This is a genomic window from Flavobacterium sp. GW823-FHT06G12 (assembly GCF_058794775.1).
Window position 1 is genome coordinate 249,581 of the sequence record NZ_JBXAHE010000003.1, and the last position, 17,779, is coordinate 267,359.

The 17,779-nt window shown below is 36.5% G+C and carries 17 protein-coding genes; 14 read left to right on the top strand and 3 right to left on the bottom strand.

What is annotated here, in order from left to right; all coding sequences use genetic code 11:
- Positions 1–4 precede the first annotated feature (4 nt).
- Entirely contained in the window at positions 5–3,028 is a 3,024-nt protein-coding gene (locus tag AC1Q5Z_RS13745) for a SusC/RagA family TonB-linked outer membrane protein (protein ID WP_492445378.1), read from the bottom strand.
- A 512-nt stretch (positions 3,029–3,540) separates the two neighbouring features.
- Between AC1Q5Z_RS13745 and AC1Q5Z_RS13750 the strand changes: the two genes are divergently transcribed.
- Complete coding sequence (locus AC1Q5Z_RS13750; RefSeq protein ID WP_492445380.1) at positions 3,541–3,945, top strand: helix-turn-helix domain-containing protein; 405 nt, start codon at positions 3,541–3,543, stop codon at positions 3,943–3,945.
- Between the two features lie 41 nt (positions 3,946–3,986).
- Here the strand turns inward: AC1Q5Z_RS13750 and AC1Q5Z_RS13755 are convergent, their stop codons facing one another.
- Together AC1Q5Z_RS13755 and AC1Q5Z_RS13760 are read right to left on the bottom strand one after the other, a co-directional pair.
- Complete coding sequence (locus AC1Q5Z_RS13755; RefSeq protein ID WP_131424719.1) at positions 3,987–4,163, bottom strand: Hc1-related histone H1-like protein; 177 nt, start codon at positions 4,161–4,163, stop codon at positions 3,987–3,989.
- 69 nt (positions 4,164–4,232) lie between these two features.
- Complete coding sequence (locus AC1Q5Z_RS13760) at positions 4,233–5,933, bottom strand: helix-turn-helix domain-containing protein (protein WP_492445382.1); 1,701 nt, start codon at positions 5,931–5,933, stop codon at positions 4,233–4,235.
- Positions 5,934–6,246: 313 nt separating this feature from the next.
- Here AC1Q5Z_RS13760 and AC1Q5Z_RS13765 point away from each other — a divergent pair, with 313 nt between their 5' ends.
- The 13 genes from AC1Q5Z_RS13765 to traJ all read left to right on the top strand — a co-directional run bounded on the left by AC1Q5Z_RS13765 (position 6,247) and on the right by traJ (position 17,767).
- Positions 6,247–6,927, top strand: coding sequence for a hypothetical protein (locus AC1Q5Z_RS13765; RefSeq protein WP_492445384.1), 681 nt, complete (start codon positions 6,247–6,249; stop codon positions 6,925–6,927).
- A gap of 296 nt (positions 6,928–7,223) precedes the next feature.
- Positions 7,224–8,108 (top strand): helix-turn-helix domain-containing protein, encoded by an 885-nt coding sequence (locus AC1Q5Z_RS13770; RefSeq protein WP_492445385.1) that lies wholly within the window; start codon positions 7,224–7,226, stop codon positions 8,106–8,108.
- A 29-nt stretch (positions 8,109–8,137) separates the two neighbouring features.
- Positions 8,138–9,340, top strand: coding sequence for a hypothetical protein (locus AC1Q5Z_RS13775; RefSeq protein WP_492445387.1), 1,203 nt, complete (start codon positions 8,138–8,140; stop codon positions 9,338–9,340).
- A 16-nt stretch (positions 9,341–9,356) separates the two neighbouring features.
- Complete coding sequence (locus tag AC1Q5Z_RS13780; RefSeq protein WP_492445389.1) at positions 9,357–9,923, top strand: hypothetical protein; 567 nt, start codon at positions 9,357–9,359, stop codon at positions 9,921–9,923.
- Between the two features lie 275 nt (positions 9,924–10,198).
- On the top strand, positions 10,199–10,651 hold the full coding sequence (locus AC1Q5Z_RS13785; protein ID WP_492445391.1) for a hypothetical protein: 453 nt from the start codon (positions 10,199–10,201) through the stop codon (positions 10,649–10,651).
- 203 nt (positions 10,652–10,854) lie between these two features.
- Positions 10,855–11,118 carry a DUF4134 domain-containing protein gene (locus tag AC1Q5Z_RS13790; protein ID WP_492445800.1) on the top strand — a complete coding sequence of 88 codons (264 nt, stop codon included), beginning with the start codon at positions 10,855–10,857 and terminating at the stop codon, positions 11,116–11,118.
- A gap of 11 nt (positions 11,119–11,129) precedes the next feature.
- The gene (locus AC1Q5Z_RS13795; RefSeq protein ID WP_492445393.1) at positions 11,130–11,438 is read left to right on the top strand and encodes a DUF4133 domain-containing protein; all 309 of its coding nucleotides are present in this window, start codon (positions 11,130–11,132) and stop codon (positions 11,436–11,438) included.
- A gap of 34 nt (positions 11,439–11,472) precedes the next feature.
- Positions 11,473–12,123 (top strand): DNA cytosine methyltransferase, encoded by a 651-nt coding sequence (locus AC1Q5Z_RS13800; RefSeq protein ID WP_492445395.1) that lies wholly within the window; start codon positions 11,473–11,475, stop codon positions 12,121–12,123.
- Positions 12,104–14,572, top strand: a complete 2,469-nt coding sequence (locus AC1Q5Z_RS13805; RefSeq protein WP_492445397.1) for a TraG family conjugative transposon ATPase — start codon at positions 12,104–12,106, stop codon at positions 14,570–14,572. The genes AC1Q5Z_RS13800 and AC1Q5Z_RS13805 overlap by 20 nt, the downstream gene beginning before the upstream one ends.
- 12 nt (positions 14,573–14,584) lie before the next feature.
- Entirely contained in the window at positions 14,585–15,274 is a 690-nt protein-coding gene (locus AC1Q5Z_RS13810; protein WP_492445399.1) for a conjugal transfer protein TraI, read from the top strand.
- Positions 15,275–15,289: 15 nt separating this feature from the next.
- Positions 15,290–15,907: a hypothetical protein gene (locus AC1Q5Z_RS13815; RefSeq protein WP_492445400.1), complete on the top strand. Its 618-nt coding sequence runs from the start codon at positions 15,290–15,292 to the stop codon at positions 15,905–15,907.
- An 11-nt stretch (positions 15,908–15,918) separates the two neighbouring features.
- Positions 15,919–16,554, top strand: coding sequence for a TerB family tellurite resistance protein (locus AC1Q5Z_RS13820; RefSeq protein WP_492445402.1), 636 nt, complete (start codon positions 15,919–15,921; stop codon positions 16,552–16,554).
- 46 nt (positions 16,555–16,600) lie between these two features.
- On the top strand, positions 16,601–17,767 hold the full coding sequence (gene traJ / locus AC1Q5Z_RS13825; RefSeq protein ID WP_492445802.1) for a conjugative transposon protein TraJ: 1,167 nt from the start codon (positions 16,601–16,603) through the stop codon (positions 17,765–17,767).
- Positions 17,768–17,779 lie beyond the last annotated feature (12 nt).

Below are 17,779 nucleotides of genomic sequence, written 5' to 3' on the forward strand. Positions count from 1 at the left end.
ATTTTTAGAAGGTTAATTGCATTCCGGCAGTCATAACTTTCAGAGGAGACAGGTAGCCGTAAGTAGTAAATTCAGGATCTCCATCAGGATATTTTGTTATTGTCAGAAGATTTTGAGCTTGCAGCATTACCTTGCAGTTTGTGCTTTTAAGGTTTAATGGAATATCATAGGAAAGGGCAATGTTTTTAAGTCGGATAAAACTGGCGTCCGTTATTTGTGCATTGCTCAAAGAATAATTGCCGTCCGCGGTTACTGCTGTTCCGTTAATGCCGGTAGTATACATCTGATAAGTACTATTCTGTCCTTCCTGTTTCCAGCTGTCTGACATCCTAGCCTGCTGATTTGACATCAGTCCGGCAGTCCCCATTGGAAAAAAACGGTTCTGCTGTTTTACAAATTGAAAAAGAAAGTCAAGGTTCCATCCTTTATATCTTATCTGATTTTGTATGCCGCCATAATATTTGGGATTAAGATCCGCTGTAAATTGCCTGTCATAAGGAGAAGATATTTTCCCATCATTGTTTAGATCTTCAAATTCATAAATGCCGGTTTGAGGATTTACGCCTTTGTATTTGTACAATAGGGCAATATTGAGCGGTTTTCCTATTCGGTACTGCTGGCTATACGTTGAACCTTGCAGACCCGGAAAACGCAGCAACTTGTTTTGGGCAGAAGTGACATTGAAACTGGTTGTCCACTGAAAGTTTTGTTTTTGAAAGTTAACGGTGCGAAATGTAAATTCTAAGCCTTTGTTTTCAACCACAGCATCAAGATTGGCTTGAATGGAGGTAAAACCGGTTGTTCCCGGAAGAGGAATTCCGACCAGCTGATTTGAAGAGCGGTTTTGATACCACGCTGCCGTTGCAAAGACTCTGTCCTTAAATAAACCAACTTCAAGTGCGAATTCAAGTTTCTTATTGATTTCCCAGCCAAAGTTAGCGTTATAGAGTCTTGAAGGCAAAAGCCCGATCAAGCCATCATAACTGATTCCAGTTGTGCTGTAGGTATCGAAAAACTGATAATCACCTATCTGGTCATTTCCTGTAGTTCCGTAACTGCCCCGTAGTTTTCCGAAGCTCAGCCAAGATATTTTTTTTACTAAGTTCTCATTTGTGAAAAGCCAAGCAAATCCTGCCGCACCAAAATTGGCAAACTGTCTGCCTGGACCAAAACGGCTGGAACCATCCCTGCGAGCGGTCAGATTCAAAATGTAGCGATCCTGCCAGTTATAGTTCAGTCTTCCAAAGAATGCCTGGTATTTATACTGCGTTTCGTCGTTGAGCGATACTGTAATAACTTTGGCGGAGGCCAGATTATAGATTAAACTGTTTGAACTGAATCCGCTTCCGGCCTGATACAGTGTATTTGTGGTCTGAGACTGAAAGGTAGATCCTGCCAAAAATCCTATTTTTCCGTTTCCGAGTTCTTTTTCCCAATTAATCTGCGGTTCTATTATCCAAGAGCTTCTGGCGGTCTGGTTTTGAAAAAGTGCCGATCTCTGACTGCTTATGTTGTAGATGGGATTAAAAATGGTCGATGGTGCCGTGCGGGTTTCCAAGGTGGCAAGGTCAGTAAAACCAAAACTGCTTTTGATGTTGAAACCTTCAAATAAATCATAGGAAAGAACAGCATTGGCTATTAAATCTTTTGTTTTGGATTTAAATTTAGCGTTGAGGTTGGCGAGTGGATTTTCCCAAGTCTGATTTTCCCAGTTTAGAGTTCCATCCTCATTGTAAAGGGCAGGAGCATTAGGCGCAAGGAACCTTGCCACATAAGTCAAATCACTGGCAGGCTGATCATTATTTTGTGAAGTGTAGCTGCCTGAAAATGCCAATTGGAATTTATTGTCTTCTGAACGGTGATTAATATTGACCTGAGCTCCGCCTCTTTTATAATTAAATTTTCCAGGAAATACGGTAGATTCGTTGTGGTAGCTGCCACTGAGAAGAAACTGTGTTTTTTGCGAACCTCCAGAGATAGTTCCTTGATTATCGGTAATCTCTGAAGTACCGCCTAAGAGTTGTCTTTGCCAGTCGGTATATCGATTCTGGTCCCAAGTTCCGTTAATATCATAATCGGCGGCATCATACTGCGGTATTCCATCATTTAGAAAAGCCTGTTTTCGCATATCCAAATACTGCTGTGTATTCATAAGGTTAAGGAATTTTGTAACTGTTCCTGCACCTGTGCTGCTTGTTATTGTGAATTTAGTTTTGCCAGATTTTCCTTTTTTTGTACTAATTAATACCACGCCATTTGCACCCCGCGAACCGTAGATTGACGTAGCATCGGCATCTTTAAGAACTTCTATGCTTTCTATATTGTCAGGGCTTATGCTGTTAAGTGGGCTTGTTGAGGTGGGAAAAATAGAGGATGTCTGTCCGGAACCTATCGGACTTGATGAGTACGGAACCCCGTCAATGATGTATAATGGTGCATTTGCCGCAGAGCGTAGACTGTTTTGTCCACGAATTTTTATATCAAAACCGCCTCCTGCTACCCCTGTGGTCTGTGTTATATTAACTCCTGGCATTCTGCCTTGCATGGTTGCAAGAACATTTACGACAGGCTGCATTTCTATATCTTTGGAGGTAATCCGGGCAATACTCCCCGTTCGCTCACTTTCCTTTACAGAATAGTAACCAGCATTTACCCGGACCTCCTGCAGCGTAGTAGTATCGTATTCCAGTTTAATGTCAATTTTAGTTCTGTTGTTTACTGCAATAAGTTTAGTTTTGAATCCCATAAAGGAAATAACAAGTGTATCGCTAGCCAACGCATTTATAGTATATTTTCCATTGTAATCGGTAATGGACGAATTATGAGTTTTGCCCTTTATGGAAATAGTTACACCCGGTAAAGGACTTGAGCCATCGCTGACAGTACCCTGTACCTGATTTTGCTGAAATAAAACATTATTATGCCGGTCTACGTCACGGCCAAGTGATGATGAAAAAGACATTAAAAAGCCTGCAAAAAATAGGCAATAAAGCGCCTTTCCATTCTTGAAGAATGAAAAATAATTCATAATATTGGAATTGGTTAGTTAAAAGGATTTTTGATTAGCTAAGGTCCTCTGCTCTAGTTTGGTCGCTGCAGCTGAGGGCCATTTTTGTATAATTACGTCATACTTGTCTCTTCATATTTTTAGATTTTTTAGAGTTAATTTAAAAATAATTGATTTACGAAAATTTCTAAGTTGGAGAGACGCTAGAATCGGAAAATGTAAAGTACAAAAAAAGGGCAGGTACTCACTTTTAGACGTTACCGAGGTACTGGCGGTACCTTACCACGAATAAGTGAGCCCACGCCCAATATAAGGCGTGAGCATTAGCACTTATCATCTCGTGGTTATTTTAAACGCCAGTTTTCGATAACGAGATTCAAAGCGAATGCTTCAAATATTTTATGTGAAGAATCGCAAATTTAATATTCAAATATTGAATAATGAACAAATATACATAAAAAATATTCACATACTTATACGTATGTGTTAAATTTTTATTTAATCCCGTTATTTCTGAATTAATAAAAAAAAGTATGATTGTAGAGGTTATTATTTCAGAATTAGATTTTTATTTAATTGAAAAAGTCAGAGAGCTAAGAATAAAAGCAAATATCTCACAAGTAAAATTGGCTCATAAGATTGGTGTATCGGAAGGTTTCATTGGTAATGTTGAGAACCCTAAGCAAAATCAGAAATATAACATTAGGATGTTAAATAGAATTGCAAATGCATTGGAATTAAAATCTTATTCTGATTTATTTCCTGAAAAAATAATTTCTAATGATGTAGTTAAAATTAAAATAGAATTCTCAGATAATAGTACTAAAAACCTGGAATCAAGATTTAAAAGTATTAAAATTTCTCCTTGTACAGAGTCTGAAATTGAAGAGTATAATAAAAAACAAAATAGAACTAAATCTAATAAGAATTCATTATAAAAAAAAGCCTTTCAATCTTGAAAGGCTTTTTTAGATCAGAACTATTTTTTAGATTCTTCAATAGAAACTTTTCTAAATTCTTTTAAAAGTTTTTCGATCTCTAAAGAAGATTTACGAGCTCTAGCTCCTGCAGCTTTAACACCTTTCTCTGATAAAGATTCAGATTCTGTTTTGAATGTTTCAATCTCGGCATTAATTTTTGCGATCAGATCTTTCATATTTTCATGTTTTTTTAATTACGGCAGCAAATGTAAAATATTAAATCCAATGCATTGTAGAAATACCTGTTAATTAGAAGTGGTCTTTTTAATCTGGTCTATAAAATAATTTACTGGCATCCCTGTTCTTGCCAGAAAAGCGTTTGCAAACCGTTGTGTAGAACTGAATCCGGCGTCTTGGGCCAAAGCAGCGTAAGTGTATTTCCTATAAATAGGTTCCGTTCTAAGCAGGTTTATAATGTATTCTATACGCAGTCCGTTTATATACTCATGTATTCGCACATCTCTATAATAATTTAGAATAGCTGCTAAGTATTTAGTATTTGAATTGAATGCAGCTGATAAGGTAACTAAGTTCCAATCTTTATCTAGAAATTTTTTTTCGTTTTCAAACTTCTCCAGCTGTTTGAGAATTAAAGCTATAGTTTCACTACTTATATCTTTTATAGGTTCTTTTTCAATTTTATTTTTAGGTTTATTTTTAACTCCATCAAGTTCATCCATTAGAAGTTTATAATTTTTTTCATAAACTTTTCTTTTTCTGTAATGACGACGCGTCTGCCAAAATATAAAAATGAATAATAAAAAGATTATCACAACAAATATTACATCATAATATTTTTCCTTTTTCAAGGCATTTGCGATCTCTTCTTTTTCGATCAATATCTTTTCCTTTTCCGAAACAAGTTCTTTTGTATCGTACTGTTTGTGAATTTTACTGATTATATACTTATTATTCTCTAAAAGAAGTGTATCTGCCTTTAGAAGCTGATCTATGTAGTATAACTGATTTTCTAAATTATTATTTGTTTTATAATAATTAATCAAGAGTTCAAAAGCCTGCCTTAGATCCGGCCGAAGATATTTTTTTTCTTTAAAGATATTGTCAACGATTTGAAAATGCTCCACGGCTCTTTCCTTTTTGTTAAGTGACCAATAGCTTTTACCGATATAGAAATTTCCGATTGCAACATTTGCAAAATCCTTATTTTCAATTATTGCGACCAATGAAGATTCTATTTTATTTATCGATTCAGAGTAATTTTTTTTAAAATAGTCGTTGATTCCTTCTGAATGATTAAAATATGGGATCATCACAGTAGATTTTAATCTTTTGCTTTCAGAAATTCCTAAAACATTCATTTGTGTACATAAACCATAGTTCCCCAGTTTATTATAACAAAGTCCGAGCATATGAATTGAGTTGAGGTACGGTCTGGATTCTACATTTTTGTAAAAATCCACGCATTCTCGTAAAAGAGAAACTGCTTCATCATAAAACCCCACATAAAATTTAGTAAGAGCGATGCAGTATTTTACTTTATGTATTTGGTATTCATCATTTGTTTTAGAGAGATAACTATTGGCGGTTATATAATTATCCATTGCCAGTTTCTGCTGTTTAAGTCCATAAAAATATGTTCCTTTACTAAGGTATGCGGCACCAATCAACGCGTTGGATTTAGACTTCTTCGCAGTAAACAAAATGCTATCTATATATATACTTTTAATTCTGTCAGGTGAGATCAGCATTAAATTTTGATATCCATTCATGATCTCTTTGGGATTTCTTTCAATTTTAGCCTTATTAAGAAACGCATAAGCATACAACGATGCGAGTGTGCTGTCATTTTTTAGACCATAAAACCTATCGTCTAAGTACTCATAACTTTTTTGTTTTAAAGAATCAGGGATAAGAAGTGAAGCTTTTTGAGCTGATCCATAATTAAATAACAGCAAGTAAAATAAAATTAGGTTTAGTCTATTCATATGATTAAGTATTTATTAGGCATTGAAAGTCATATAGAATGATGTAATATTAATTTTACATTTTATTAATATAAAAATAATACAAACAATTGAATTACAGTGTTTCGTTTGATAAAAAGCACTGTGGATTTCGTGGAAATCCATAGTGGATTTGCCGAAAACCCATACATATTGGCTTGCGGAAGAAAAATAAGCAAAATAGTTTTGCCTTGAATTCAAAAGCAAAATGTTCAGCAAGGTGCTGGATAAAAGTTCTGCTAATCCGGATGAAAAGAACTGAGAAAACATCTCATTCATTTCAAACATCAAAATCATGAAAACTTTTTTATTATGCATCGTTACATCAGTTTTATTCATTTCATGCTCGGCAGATTCCGATATTGAAAATTCACAAGCTACTTTAGATTCTTCAAGTAATACTAAATCTTCTGCTAACACTAGTAACCCTTTTGATTTAAATGGAGAGAAAGTTTACGAGGCATTAAATGCTTATTATCTAAATAATCAACGACCAATTTCTGTTTCAGAGCTTGCAGAACAGATTAGATTTATATCTCAAAGCCTCCAGAAAAACAATCTTTTTACAAACAGACTGATTCCCTTTACTGATGAAATGGTAGAAGCTATTTTGTCAGATCCTGATAATAGTTTAATTGTTATTGTTCAGAATAGCACTTTACAGACTTATGCAAAAAATAATCTGATCAATTTTCTTCAGAACCTAATTGATAGAAGAGAAGAGGAATTTAATATTACAAACAATTACATTTTAGGTTATGAAGCAGAGGTTCTTACTGATACTGTTTTTACTTCTGAAGAAACAGAGACAATTTTAACTGTGGCATCTATTTCAAGATATTCTCTTTATTCAGAGGAGGAACGAAAGGATAAAGACTGGGATATTCTGGTAGGTAGTAAACATGCTAAAGCCTTCTTAAAGAAAAATGAACTTTCACTTGTGCTTGTAATCGTATTGCTTGAAAAGCTGCTATAACATCCGACATGCTTTAACTTAAATCTGCTAAATATGAAACTTCGCAACATTCTAAATATTCTTATGGTTGTAACCAATGTAGTGTGCCTAATTATTATTCTAGGCTTTCTATTTGACTATCATTTGGCAGATTATTATAAAAATCCAGAAATTACAGCATATATACTTTTTCGTTTTAAGATATATGTGCTGTATATCACATGCTTATTCAACCTATATTTTATTTTCTATCTATTGATTAAAAAAAGATTTAAAATTTAATAAAATGGTCGATTTGATATTTAAAGAAGGAAATTATGATAAAAAATCTAATTAATTCCAATTTACTTGATCTTTCAACTCCAGGTTTCGATATTCATATTATAAAGAAATATGATAACAGTTATCAGGTTGAGCCTTTTATAACAGAAAATTTGGCAGTACTAATGATAAGATCAGGAAACGTGAAAATTAAACTTCAGGAAATGATTCAAAACTTATCAGCACGTGATCTTATAGTGATTCCCAAGGAAACAACATTCACTGTTTTTGAAGTACGGAATAAACTTCAGCTGTATTTGATTATTTTCTCTTCAGAATTTGCCGTAAAAAACTGTCTTAAGAGAGAACTAGTTGATTCATTTTATTTATTTATAAGGAAAGAGCCTTTAAAAGCATCACTTGAAGAGAAAGAATATCAGGTGCTTTCTCTAATTTATAAGCTCATACATTATATTAATTTGGAAGTGCAAAGGACTGACATTGATTATGAACTTTACAGGATAAGTTTAAACTTATTTCTTTATGAACTTAAATTAATTTATGCGAAGTATTCATCTAATACGCTAGTTAACTTTACAAGGAAGGAAAATTTGGTCATCCAATTCTTAACGATATTATCAATACATTATAAAAAACAGCATCACGCTAAATTTTATGCAGGAGAACTTTTTATAACCAGCAAATATTTAAGTAAAGTAGTAAAAGAGGTGACAGGAAGTTCGGTAAAAGCATTAATTATCGAAGCTATTATCAGCGAAGCAAAAATTTTATTGGAAGATACTCAAAATACTTTTGCAGAGATCGCTGAAGAAATGGAATTTGCGAGTGTTTCAATCTTTGGAATTTTCTTCAAAAAACATACATCATATTCGCCTTCAGAATATCGTGCGATTTATATTGACAGATATAAGGATCAATAGTTTCGTTTGTTTCATTTTAAAATCTAAAGATGATGAACGGTAAATATCCATTAGAATGGTTTGATTCTTTGATACTGCAGACTTTTGATCCAGTAAGCACGAATATTGATAGTTTGACTGATAGTGAAATAAAAGTTATTACCGACAATATTTCCAAGGAATCTATAAAAATACAGGTGCATATAAAAAATGAAGTTTTTTCATTAAAAAAGAAGCGACATATACGCGTCACAGTCCGACAGTATCATTCCACACTAATTTTTCTGCTGGACAGTATAATGGAAAATCGATCGGAAAAGGTTATTCAATCTGAAAAAATAAGGAAGCTTGCTGATCTTATCATTTCAAGCCTGGATTATCTGATATCTTTCATCGAGGATAGATTTTCTTACTATCTGAGTCTGGACGAAAGAGTACCGGTAACTTACTTAATAGTATGCAGAAAAGAGCTATCATTAAAACTGCAGAGAATCAACAAAAGAACTTTCAACTCCCTGCAAGATGAAATGACAATTAAAGCTGTAGTGAAATTACTTCAGAATGCAATTGAAGCAGATAACGGAAAAAAACTTACTTATCGTCGGATCCTTTACTTCCGGGAGCTTTTAAAGCTTCTTGAGGAGCATAATGACGAACTGGAAAATCCTTCCATTTTCACTCCGCTTGACGAACTTTTAATCGACCATAACTTTAATTCGGTGCAATACATTTCGATCCTGACAGAAAGAATGACTGAACAGATTTACAATGTTGAAAAACAAAATGGAAAGCTCAACCTGCTTCTGCTATTTTTCAAGGATTTTAAACAGCTTCACTCAAATGTGAAAATAACGTTCGATGCCAGCCATCAGAACATCAAGGACGTTTTGGAAAACTGGTTTGTATCTGAGATCAGTTTTCTTCAGAACAAAGACGAAATTGAAGCACAAGATATTTCAACTTCCATAAAAAAAGGAAATCCCTCGCATCCCGCTGATGAAAATAAAATCCAGTGTACACTTTCTTCTGATCAAATGGGACTGATTTTGAGAGCAACCGATGAAACAAGAATATTGAAAGCAAGATCAATGAGCCTGATTTTTAAAACGATTGTTCCTTATCTGTCAACACCATTTAAAAGAAATTTATCATATCAATCAGTCAGAAGTAAGTCTTATAATCCTGAGGAAAAGGATAAAGAATTTGTGATTAAAACATTAGAGAAAATTATCAAACATATAAAAGAATATTAATTTAATTTTTGAGATTATGAAAACATTATTAAAAATAGCACTAGTATTTCTGCTTATTTTTATCTCGTGCCAGAAAAAAGAACTGGATTCTAAAACTGCAGAAAATATGATTATTAAAAAATACAAATATCCATCTGTTATAGATTTTGAAGTATTCTGCAATGATCCTATTCATGCAAGACGAATGCTCGATTCGGGACTGGAGGAAAAAGGCCTTGTCAAGATAATGAAGACAAGAGAATTTAAAGATCGTGATAAGCCTTTGATCGAATTTACAGCCTTATCAAAAAACTTCCTGCTTGAAACAACTTTAGAGGAAAGAGAATATAAAATACAGAAGGTCAAGATCGGAACGAAAAAATTTGATAAAATCATGAGCATTACTGCAGAAACTAATGACAACAGAATAGCTGTAGCCGAGTACAATGTAAAATATGATATGAATGCCTTTGGAGTATTATGGCCAGGCCTTCCTGCTGAAAAAAAAGAGAAAGCATATTTTATATTCTCAGGTAATGGCTGGCATATTATTGAGAAGAAAGATGCCGAGCTTATGATGCTTAAGAAAATTATGGAAAAATAAATAACTAAAAACATCAAAAAACAGCCTCCTACTAAGGAGGTTTTTTTATGGATATAAATTAATGCACTTCGCATAGCCCGTAATATCAGTGAGAGGTACAGAGGTACAGCTGGGGTACAGAAAAAGTTGTACTTGTAGAAGTTTTATTTCCGGAGTTACTTTGGAATGTAAAATAAACCATAATTGTTCTTACTGGTTTATTCATAGTATGAGATGATGTTGAATGATAAATGAAAAATGCTATGTTAAATTCTATTTCATGGAACAGTTACCTAGTGGCTGTTGTTACTCTATTAGTTTTGTGGTATGTGTACACAGGTTTCCGCTATTATTCTTCTGAAATAAAGCAGATTCTCTCGGGCAGAAAAAAAATTGGTTTTCCGTCATTAGGAAAAAAAACAAAAAATGATTCCTTGCCTTCTTCTGACCATGAAGATGGTAATCCTACAAATCTCAATGAAGCATTTCAAGAATCTTTTGCAACACTTGATGAGGTTAAAGAACTGTCAGCACGACTACATGAAGCAGTTTTAGAAAGCGCCGAACTGGGACGTCCAAAGCAGGAATTCAATAATTACATCAGATTAATACTCTCTGAATATCCATATGTGAAGATCTCTTCTTTACGCAGCAATGTAAATAATCTGCTTGCTTACGAAACGAAAAAGTACCCTGAACTGCTTCTCACTTCTACTGAGGCAGATCAATTATGGGAAGAAAATAATTAAATGACAGCAGGGGAATTTTCCCCGTCCGCTCTAGTGCGGTATGGTAAAATGTGACAAGGAGAATAGATGATGCGACGGCGCTGTTCCTCTGCTTTTTGAAATGGTATTAATCTTTAAAATGATGTACGATGTTGAACGATGGAATAAAGTTAAAGCGTTTTTTTAAAAGAAACAAGGTATTAATAAGCACTATTCTTTTTATTATGAAAATTAATGGGAATGGATATGCCCAAGACGGTGTTGCCGGAATAAATGAAGCTAACCAAAAGGTGAGAAGCTATTTTGACGCAGGCACAGAACTTATGTATGCAGTAGGAGCAATACTCGGACTCATAGGAGCTGTGAAAGTATATCAGAAGTGGAATGCAGGAGATCCAGACACAGGTAAAGTGGCAGCAGCATGGTTTGGCAGCTGTGTGTTTCTGGTAGTGGTTGCTACTGTGATCAAATCTTTCTTTGGAGTCTAAGCAGCTTTAAAATGAGCAGTGTTTATCAGATTAACAAAGGAATCAATCAGTCAATTGAATTTAAAGGCTTGAAAGCCCAATACATATGGTATCTGGGCGGAGGTGTCGTGGGACTTATGATTGTTTTTGCAGTGCTTTTCATAGTCGGCATTCCCTCTCTTGTCTGTGTGGCTTTAATTGGTACGGCAGGAACTGTGATGGTGATTAAGATTTATAAAATGAGCAGGAAGTATGGTGAATTCGGCATGATGAAAGCTTTAGCTGCAAGGCAGATTCCTAAGTGTATTAAGGTGCGGAGCAGGGCAGTTTTTGTTAAGTGATAGTTATAGAACGTTATATAGATGGAGGTGGATTATGAAGGTCTTAAACTTATATGCCGGAATTGGCGGAAACAGAAAAAATTGGGATGAGATATCGGTTACGGCAGTTGAGCTGGACCCTGCACTGGCAGCTTTGTACGCGCACAACTTTCCAAATGATAAAGTGATTGTAGGGGATGCACACCAGTATCTTTTGGATCATTATAAAGAATTTGATTTTATCTGGTCATCACCGCCGTGCCAGTCACATTCCTCTTTCCGGCAGAATATCTGCGTGAGATACCGAGGAACTCCTGCTGTATTTCCCGACATGAGACTGTATCAGGAAATTTTATTTCTGAAGCATAATGCTGAGTGTCTTTGGGCCGTTGAAAATGTCAAACCTTATTACAAAGCGCTTATCGAACCTGATGCTGTTCTTCAGCGTCATCTTTTCTGGTCCAATTTTCCGATTCCACAGTCGGAAACAAAGACAGTGATTAAAATACGTTACGCACAGATTCCTGAACTTGAAGAGTCGTTAGGTTTCTGCTTAAAGGGATCCAATATTTCAAACAAAAGGCAGGTGCTTCGCAACTGTGTGGATCCAAATCTTGGGCTCCATATTTTAAATATCGCCAGAAGTCTCTATATGAAAACTATGAAGATTAGTAAAACTAAGAAAAATGGAAAAGGAGTTAGATGATGTTTTACCTATTATGGACGTGCAGCATGACTGCATTTTATCAAAGCAGGGTGATATAACAGTGGTTTTTAAGGCGGATCTGCCGGAAATTTTTACAATGTCGGACCAGGAATATGAGGCGTTTCACCAGTCATGGATAAAGGCGATAAAAATTCTGCCGAAGTTCACAGCTTTTCATAAACAGGACTGGTTTTTAGAAAGCAGCTATAAAGCAGATTTTGATAATGAAGACAGCAGTTTTTTAACCAGAAGCAGTGAGCGTTTTTTTAATGAGAGACCCTTTCTTGATCATTCCTGTTATATCATGATTACAAAGAAACCAGCAGGAAGGAAAAATTCCAGTTCGTTATTTTCTAATCTTATAAGAAATAATCTTGTACCTGATGAAACACTCACTATGCAGTTCCTTCAGGACTTCATTGACAGTACAGGCCAGTTTAAAAGAATCATGGAAGACAGCGGGTTCATAAGGCTTAGAAGACTTCGAAATGATGAGTTGAAAAGCCAGAGCAGAAACACAGGCCTTCTTGAAAAGTATTGTTTTCTTTCTGAAAATGAAAATTCGTATATCTATAATGATCTCAAGTTTTCAGACGGGATGCAGATAGGGGATAAGCATAGCCAGCTGTTTACTCTTGGGGATGCTGCTGATCTGCCGGCGCTCTGCGGTTCAAGAATCAATTTTGACCGTTACTCAACAGACAAAACAAAGTTCAGCATTGGATTTGCCTCAACACTGGGCCAGCTGCTGTCCTGCAATCACATATACAACCAGTATATTTTCATTGAAGATTCGCAGAAAACAATCCAGAAACTGGAGAGCAAAAGATTAAGGCTTCAGTCATTGTCTGCTTACAGCAGAGAAAATATGATTGCAAGGGACGCAACCAACGATTTTTTGAACGAAGCTATCGCGCAGCAGCGACTGCCTGTGAAAGCGCATTTTAATGTTCTCGCATGGACATCTGAAAAAGAAGAACTCAAAGACATAAAAAACAAAGTGTCATCTGCGCTGGCGCAGATGGATGCAGCCGCCAAACAAGAGACAGTTGGAGCTCCGCAGATTTACTGGGCGGGGATTCCGGGAAATGCAGCAGATTTTCCCATGAATGATGCCTTTGACACTTTTACCGAGCAGGCTGTCTGTTTTCTGAATATGGAAACGGGTTACCGATCCTCACTGAGTCCCTGCGGAATACGACTGGGAGACCGGCTGACGGGAAAGCCTGTTCACGTCGATATCAGTGATGAGCCAGTGAAAATGGGAATCTGTACTAACCGAAACAAGTTTGTGTTGGGGCCTTCTGGAAGTGGGAAATCCTTCTTTACCAATCATATGGTCAGAAGCTATTACGAACAGGGCACTCATATTGTTCTGGTGGATGTCGGGCACAGCTATAAAGGCTTATGCGATATGGTAAACGGCTATTATTTTACCTATGACGAAAAGAATCCTATCCGTTTCAATCCATTTTATATCGGGGAAGGAGACAGTCTTGATACCGAGAAAAAGGAAAGCATCAAAACGCTTTTGCTGGCTTTGTGGAAGAAAGATGATGAAACGTTTAACAGAAGCGAATATGTGGCTCTTTCCAATGCCCTGCAGCTGTATTTCGAAAAACTGGATAAGGATGAATCCATCTTTCCTTGTTTCAATACTTTTTATGAGTTTTTAAAACAGGAGTTTGTAACGGTTCTTCAGGGTGATAATGTAAAAGATAAGGATTTTGATGTGAATAATTTCCTTTATGTGCTTCGCCCTTATTACAGCGGAGGAGAATTTGACTATCTGCTTAATGCTACTGAAAATCTTGATCTGCTAAAAGAGCGCTTTATTGTATTTGAACTGGACAACATCAAAGACCATCCCATTCTTTTTCCTGTAGTAACCATAATAATCATGGAAGTATTCATCAGCAAGATGAGAAAACTGAAAGGCATACGAAAAATGATCCTTATTGAGGAAGCATGGAAAGCTATTGCGAAGGAAGGAATGTCGGAATATATCAAGTATCTTTTTAAAACTGTGCGTAAGTTCTTTGGCGAGGCGATAGTAGTGACACAGGAGGTTGAAGACATTATCTCTTCACCCGTAGTGAAGCAGGCAATCATCAACAACAGCGACTGCAAAATTCTGCTGGACCAGAGCAAGTATCAGAATAAGTTTGACCAGATTCAGGAACTGCTTGGGCTGACTGACAAGGAAAAAGCTTTGGTGCTTTCGGTGAACAAAGCAAATGATCCTTCCAAGAAATACAAGGAAGTTTTTATCTCGCTTGGCGGGATGCTGTCCAAGGTATACAGGACAGAAGTATCTCTGGAGGAATATCTTGCCTACACTACAGAGGAAAGCGAGAAAGTAAAAATGAATGCCTATGCCCAGAAATTTGGAGGAGACATCAAAAAAGGAATAGCCGCTATGGCGCAGGAATTAAGAAGCGGAACTTAAAGTATAAGAAAAATGAAAACGAAAATTAAAGCTGTAACATTTTTAATGTGCTTCTTTTTAGTAAGCATGCCTGCAAGACCAGCAGAAAAGACAGCAGCCCTGCCGATACTGGAGATTGTAAAAGCAGTTACCAAGAAAGTAATTAAGGCAATTGATCTGGGTATCCAGAGAATGCAGAACAAGACCATCTGGCTTCAGAATGCACAGAAACAGATTGAAAACACGCTTTCAAAACTGAAACTCGATGAGATATCGGACTGGACAAAAAAACAGCGTGATCTCTATAAGGATTATTACGACGAACTGCAGAAGGTGAAATCAATCATTACCTACTATCAGAGGATTAAAGAAATTTCAGCAAAGCAGACCAAGCTGATTGAGGAATATGAAAAGGCCTGGAATCTTTTTAAAAGAGACGACCATTTCAAGATTTCTGAACTTGAATACATGGAAAAAGTGTATGACGGAATTCTTGAAGAAAGCATGAAGAATATTGACCAGATATTTTTAATTATCGAATCTTTCACCACGCAGATGAGCGATCTGAAAAGACTCGAAATTATAAATACAGCAGCAGATCAGATAGATTCAAATTACAATGATCTGAGACTTTTTAACCAGCAGAATGTAATGCTCAGCCTCCAGAGAGCAAAAACAGATGCTGATGTAAATAAAGTGAAACAATTTTACGGAATTCCGTAATCAACTCTAAAACTAATGAAAAAGATAATAATGCTTCTTGTGTCTGTATTTTTATCTGCATGCCAGCTTCAAGCTCAGCAGGCAAAACAGAAAAGGATGCTGCTGCTTCAGATAGCAGCCTTGAGAACTTATGTGGATTATGCGGCAAAAGGTTATAAGGCAGTTAAAAGCGGACTTAACTTTATATCAGATGTAAAGAAGGGAGAAGTGAACCTGCACAGCGATTATTTCACATCACTGGTATCGGTTAATCCCAAAGTAAAAAAATATGGCAGGGTGGCTGAAATAATCACTCTTCAGATTGAAATTTTTAAGATATATAAAAATACTTTAGCAAGCCTCCCGCACGATGATCTGTTTCACGGAAATGAACTTAGATACATTGAAAGGACTTTCAGGCGACTGGCGGACAGCTGTGATGACAATCTTGATTTGCTGCTTCTTATCACAACCAGTACTTCACTTGAAATGAAAGATGATGAACGTATTGAACGCATTGATAAGCTTTATGAAGCCGCGCGGGAAGATTATTCTTTCTGTAAAAAATTCAGCGGTGAGATTAAACTTCTGGCATTATCAAAAGCTAGAGAAAAAAATGATGTCAAACAAGCCGAAGTTCAGCTTGGCTTATAAAATAACAAATCATGAAAAAGATACTTATATTTTTTGCAATGCTATTTCTGTTTTTTATGCCTTTTACTGGAAAGGCACAGTCAGCTGAAATCCAGCAGCTTATTTTAAATATCGAAAAGCTGTCGCAGTTTAAAAAGATATTAAGCGACTTGAAAAAAGGATATGATATTCTCAGCGGAGGGTATAAGGCCGTCAAAGATATGTCAGAGGGAAATTTTTCACTGCATAAGACTTTCCTGGATGCCCTGATGCAGGTCAGCCCAGTTGTAAAGAATTACAAAAGAGTCGGGGACATTATCGACTATCAGTTTACACTTATGAGGGAAAGCAGAAAAGGGATAGACCTTATCATTAAAAATGAAAAGTTCAGCCGTCAGGAAATCCAGTATTTTAAAAAAGTGTATTCTAATTTAAGCAGGGAAAGCCTCAGAAATTTAGACGAACTGACTTCCATCGTAACAGCTGATAAACTCCGAATGAGTGATGACGAAAGGCTTGCAGCTATAGATAAGATATATGAAGAAATGCAGCACAAGGTGCTGTTTCTAAATGATTTTAACGGATCAACATCAGTGCTTGCGCTGCAGCGTTCTAAGGAAGCTAATGATGCGAATGCGATGCGGAACAGTTATCGGTTTAAAAATTAACTCTGGCCTTATGATAAATATTTTCAAATCAGCTGTATTAGTATTAATGCTCTTTATGTTCCCTGAAACAGTTTCTGCACAGGGACTCGGAGATAATATCGGCAGTCTTCATGCAGTTCTGGAACAGCTTTACGATGAGATGATGCCGGTTTGCAGCAATCTGATTGGAGTCGGGCAGGGGCTGGCGGGATTTGCTGCAATTTTCTATATCGCTTCAAGAGTCTGGCGTCATATTGCCAATGCGGAACCGATTGATTTTTATCCGCTCTTTAGGCCCTTTGTGATCGGTTTCTGCATTATGATTTTTCCTTCTGTTCTGGCGCTCATAAACGGAGTTATGAAACCAACCGTTACTGCCACAGCTTCTATGGTTGAGGGGTCAAACAAAGCAATCGAAGTGCTGCTGAGAGAAAAAGAAAAAGCAGTCAAAGAAAGCGCACCCTGGAAAATGTATGTCGGAGTGCTTGGCACAGGCGACCGTGACAGATGGTATAAATACACCCATGATGGCGCAGATCCTTCAGATGAAGGACTTATGGAAGGAATTGGAAATGATGTAAAATTTGCAATGGAGAAAGCTTCGTACAGTTTCAGGAATTCTGTAAAAGAATGGGTGAGCGAAATTTTGAGAATTCTCTTCGAAGCTTCTTCATTGTGTATTGATACTCTGAGAACATTCCAGCTTGTAGTGCTGTCCATTTTAGGGCCACTGGTATTTGGAATCGCAGTCTTTGACGGATTCCAGCATACTCTGACGGTATGGCTTGCCAGGTATATAAACATTTATCTCTGGCTTCCCGTTGCCAACATTTTCGGAAGCATTATCGGGAAGATTCAGGAACAGATGCTGAGGCTTGATATCTCACAGATTAATACTGCGGGAGATACTTTTTTCAGCAGGACCGATATCGGCTACTTAATTTTCATGATTATAGGAATTGTGGGGTACTTTACTGTGCCTTCCGTGGCCAATTATATCGTGCATGCATCAGGAGGAAGCGCATTGGGACAGAAAGTGACAAGCCTGTTTGGCGGATCAACTTCTACTGTGATTGGAGGTGCTGCCACTGGAGCAGGAATGGTAATGGATTCAATGGGAAATGCAGCAGGCAGAATGAGCCAGAGCATGTCATCTTCAGCAGCTGCGTCGCCTTATTTTGAGGAAAAAGGAAATTACATGAGCGACAAGCTCAAGGGAAACTCTAAAAATTAAAAGCACTCGATT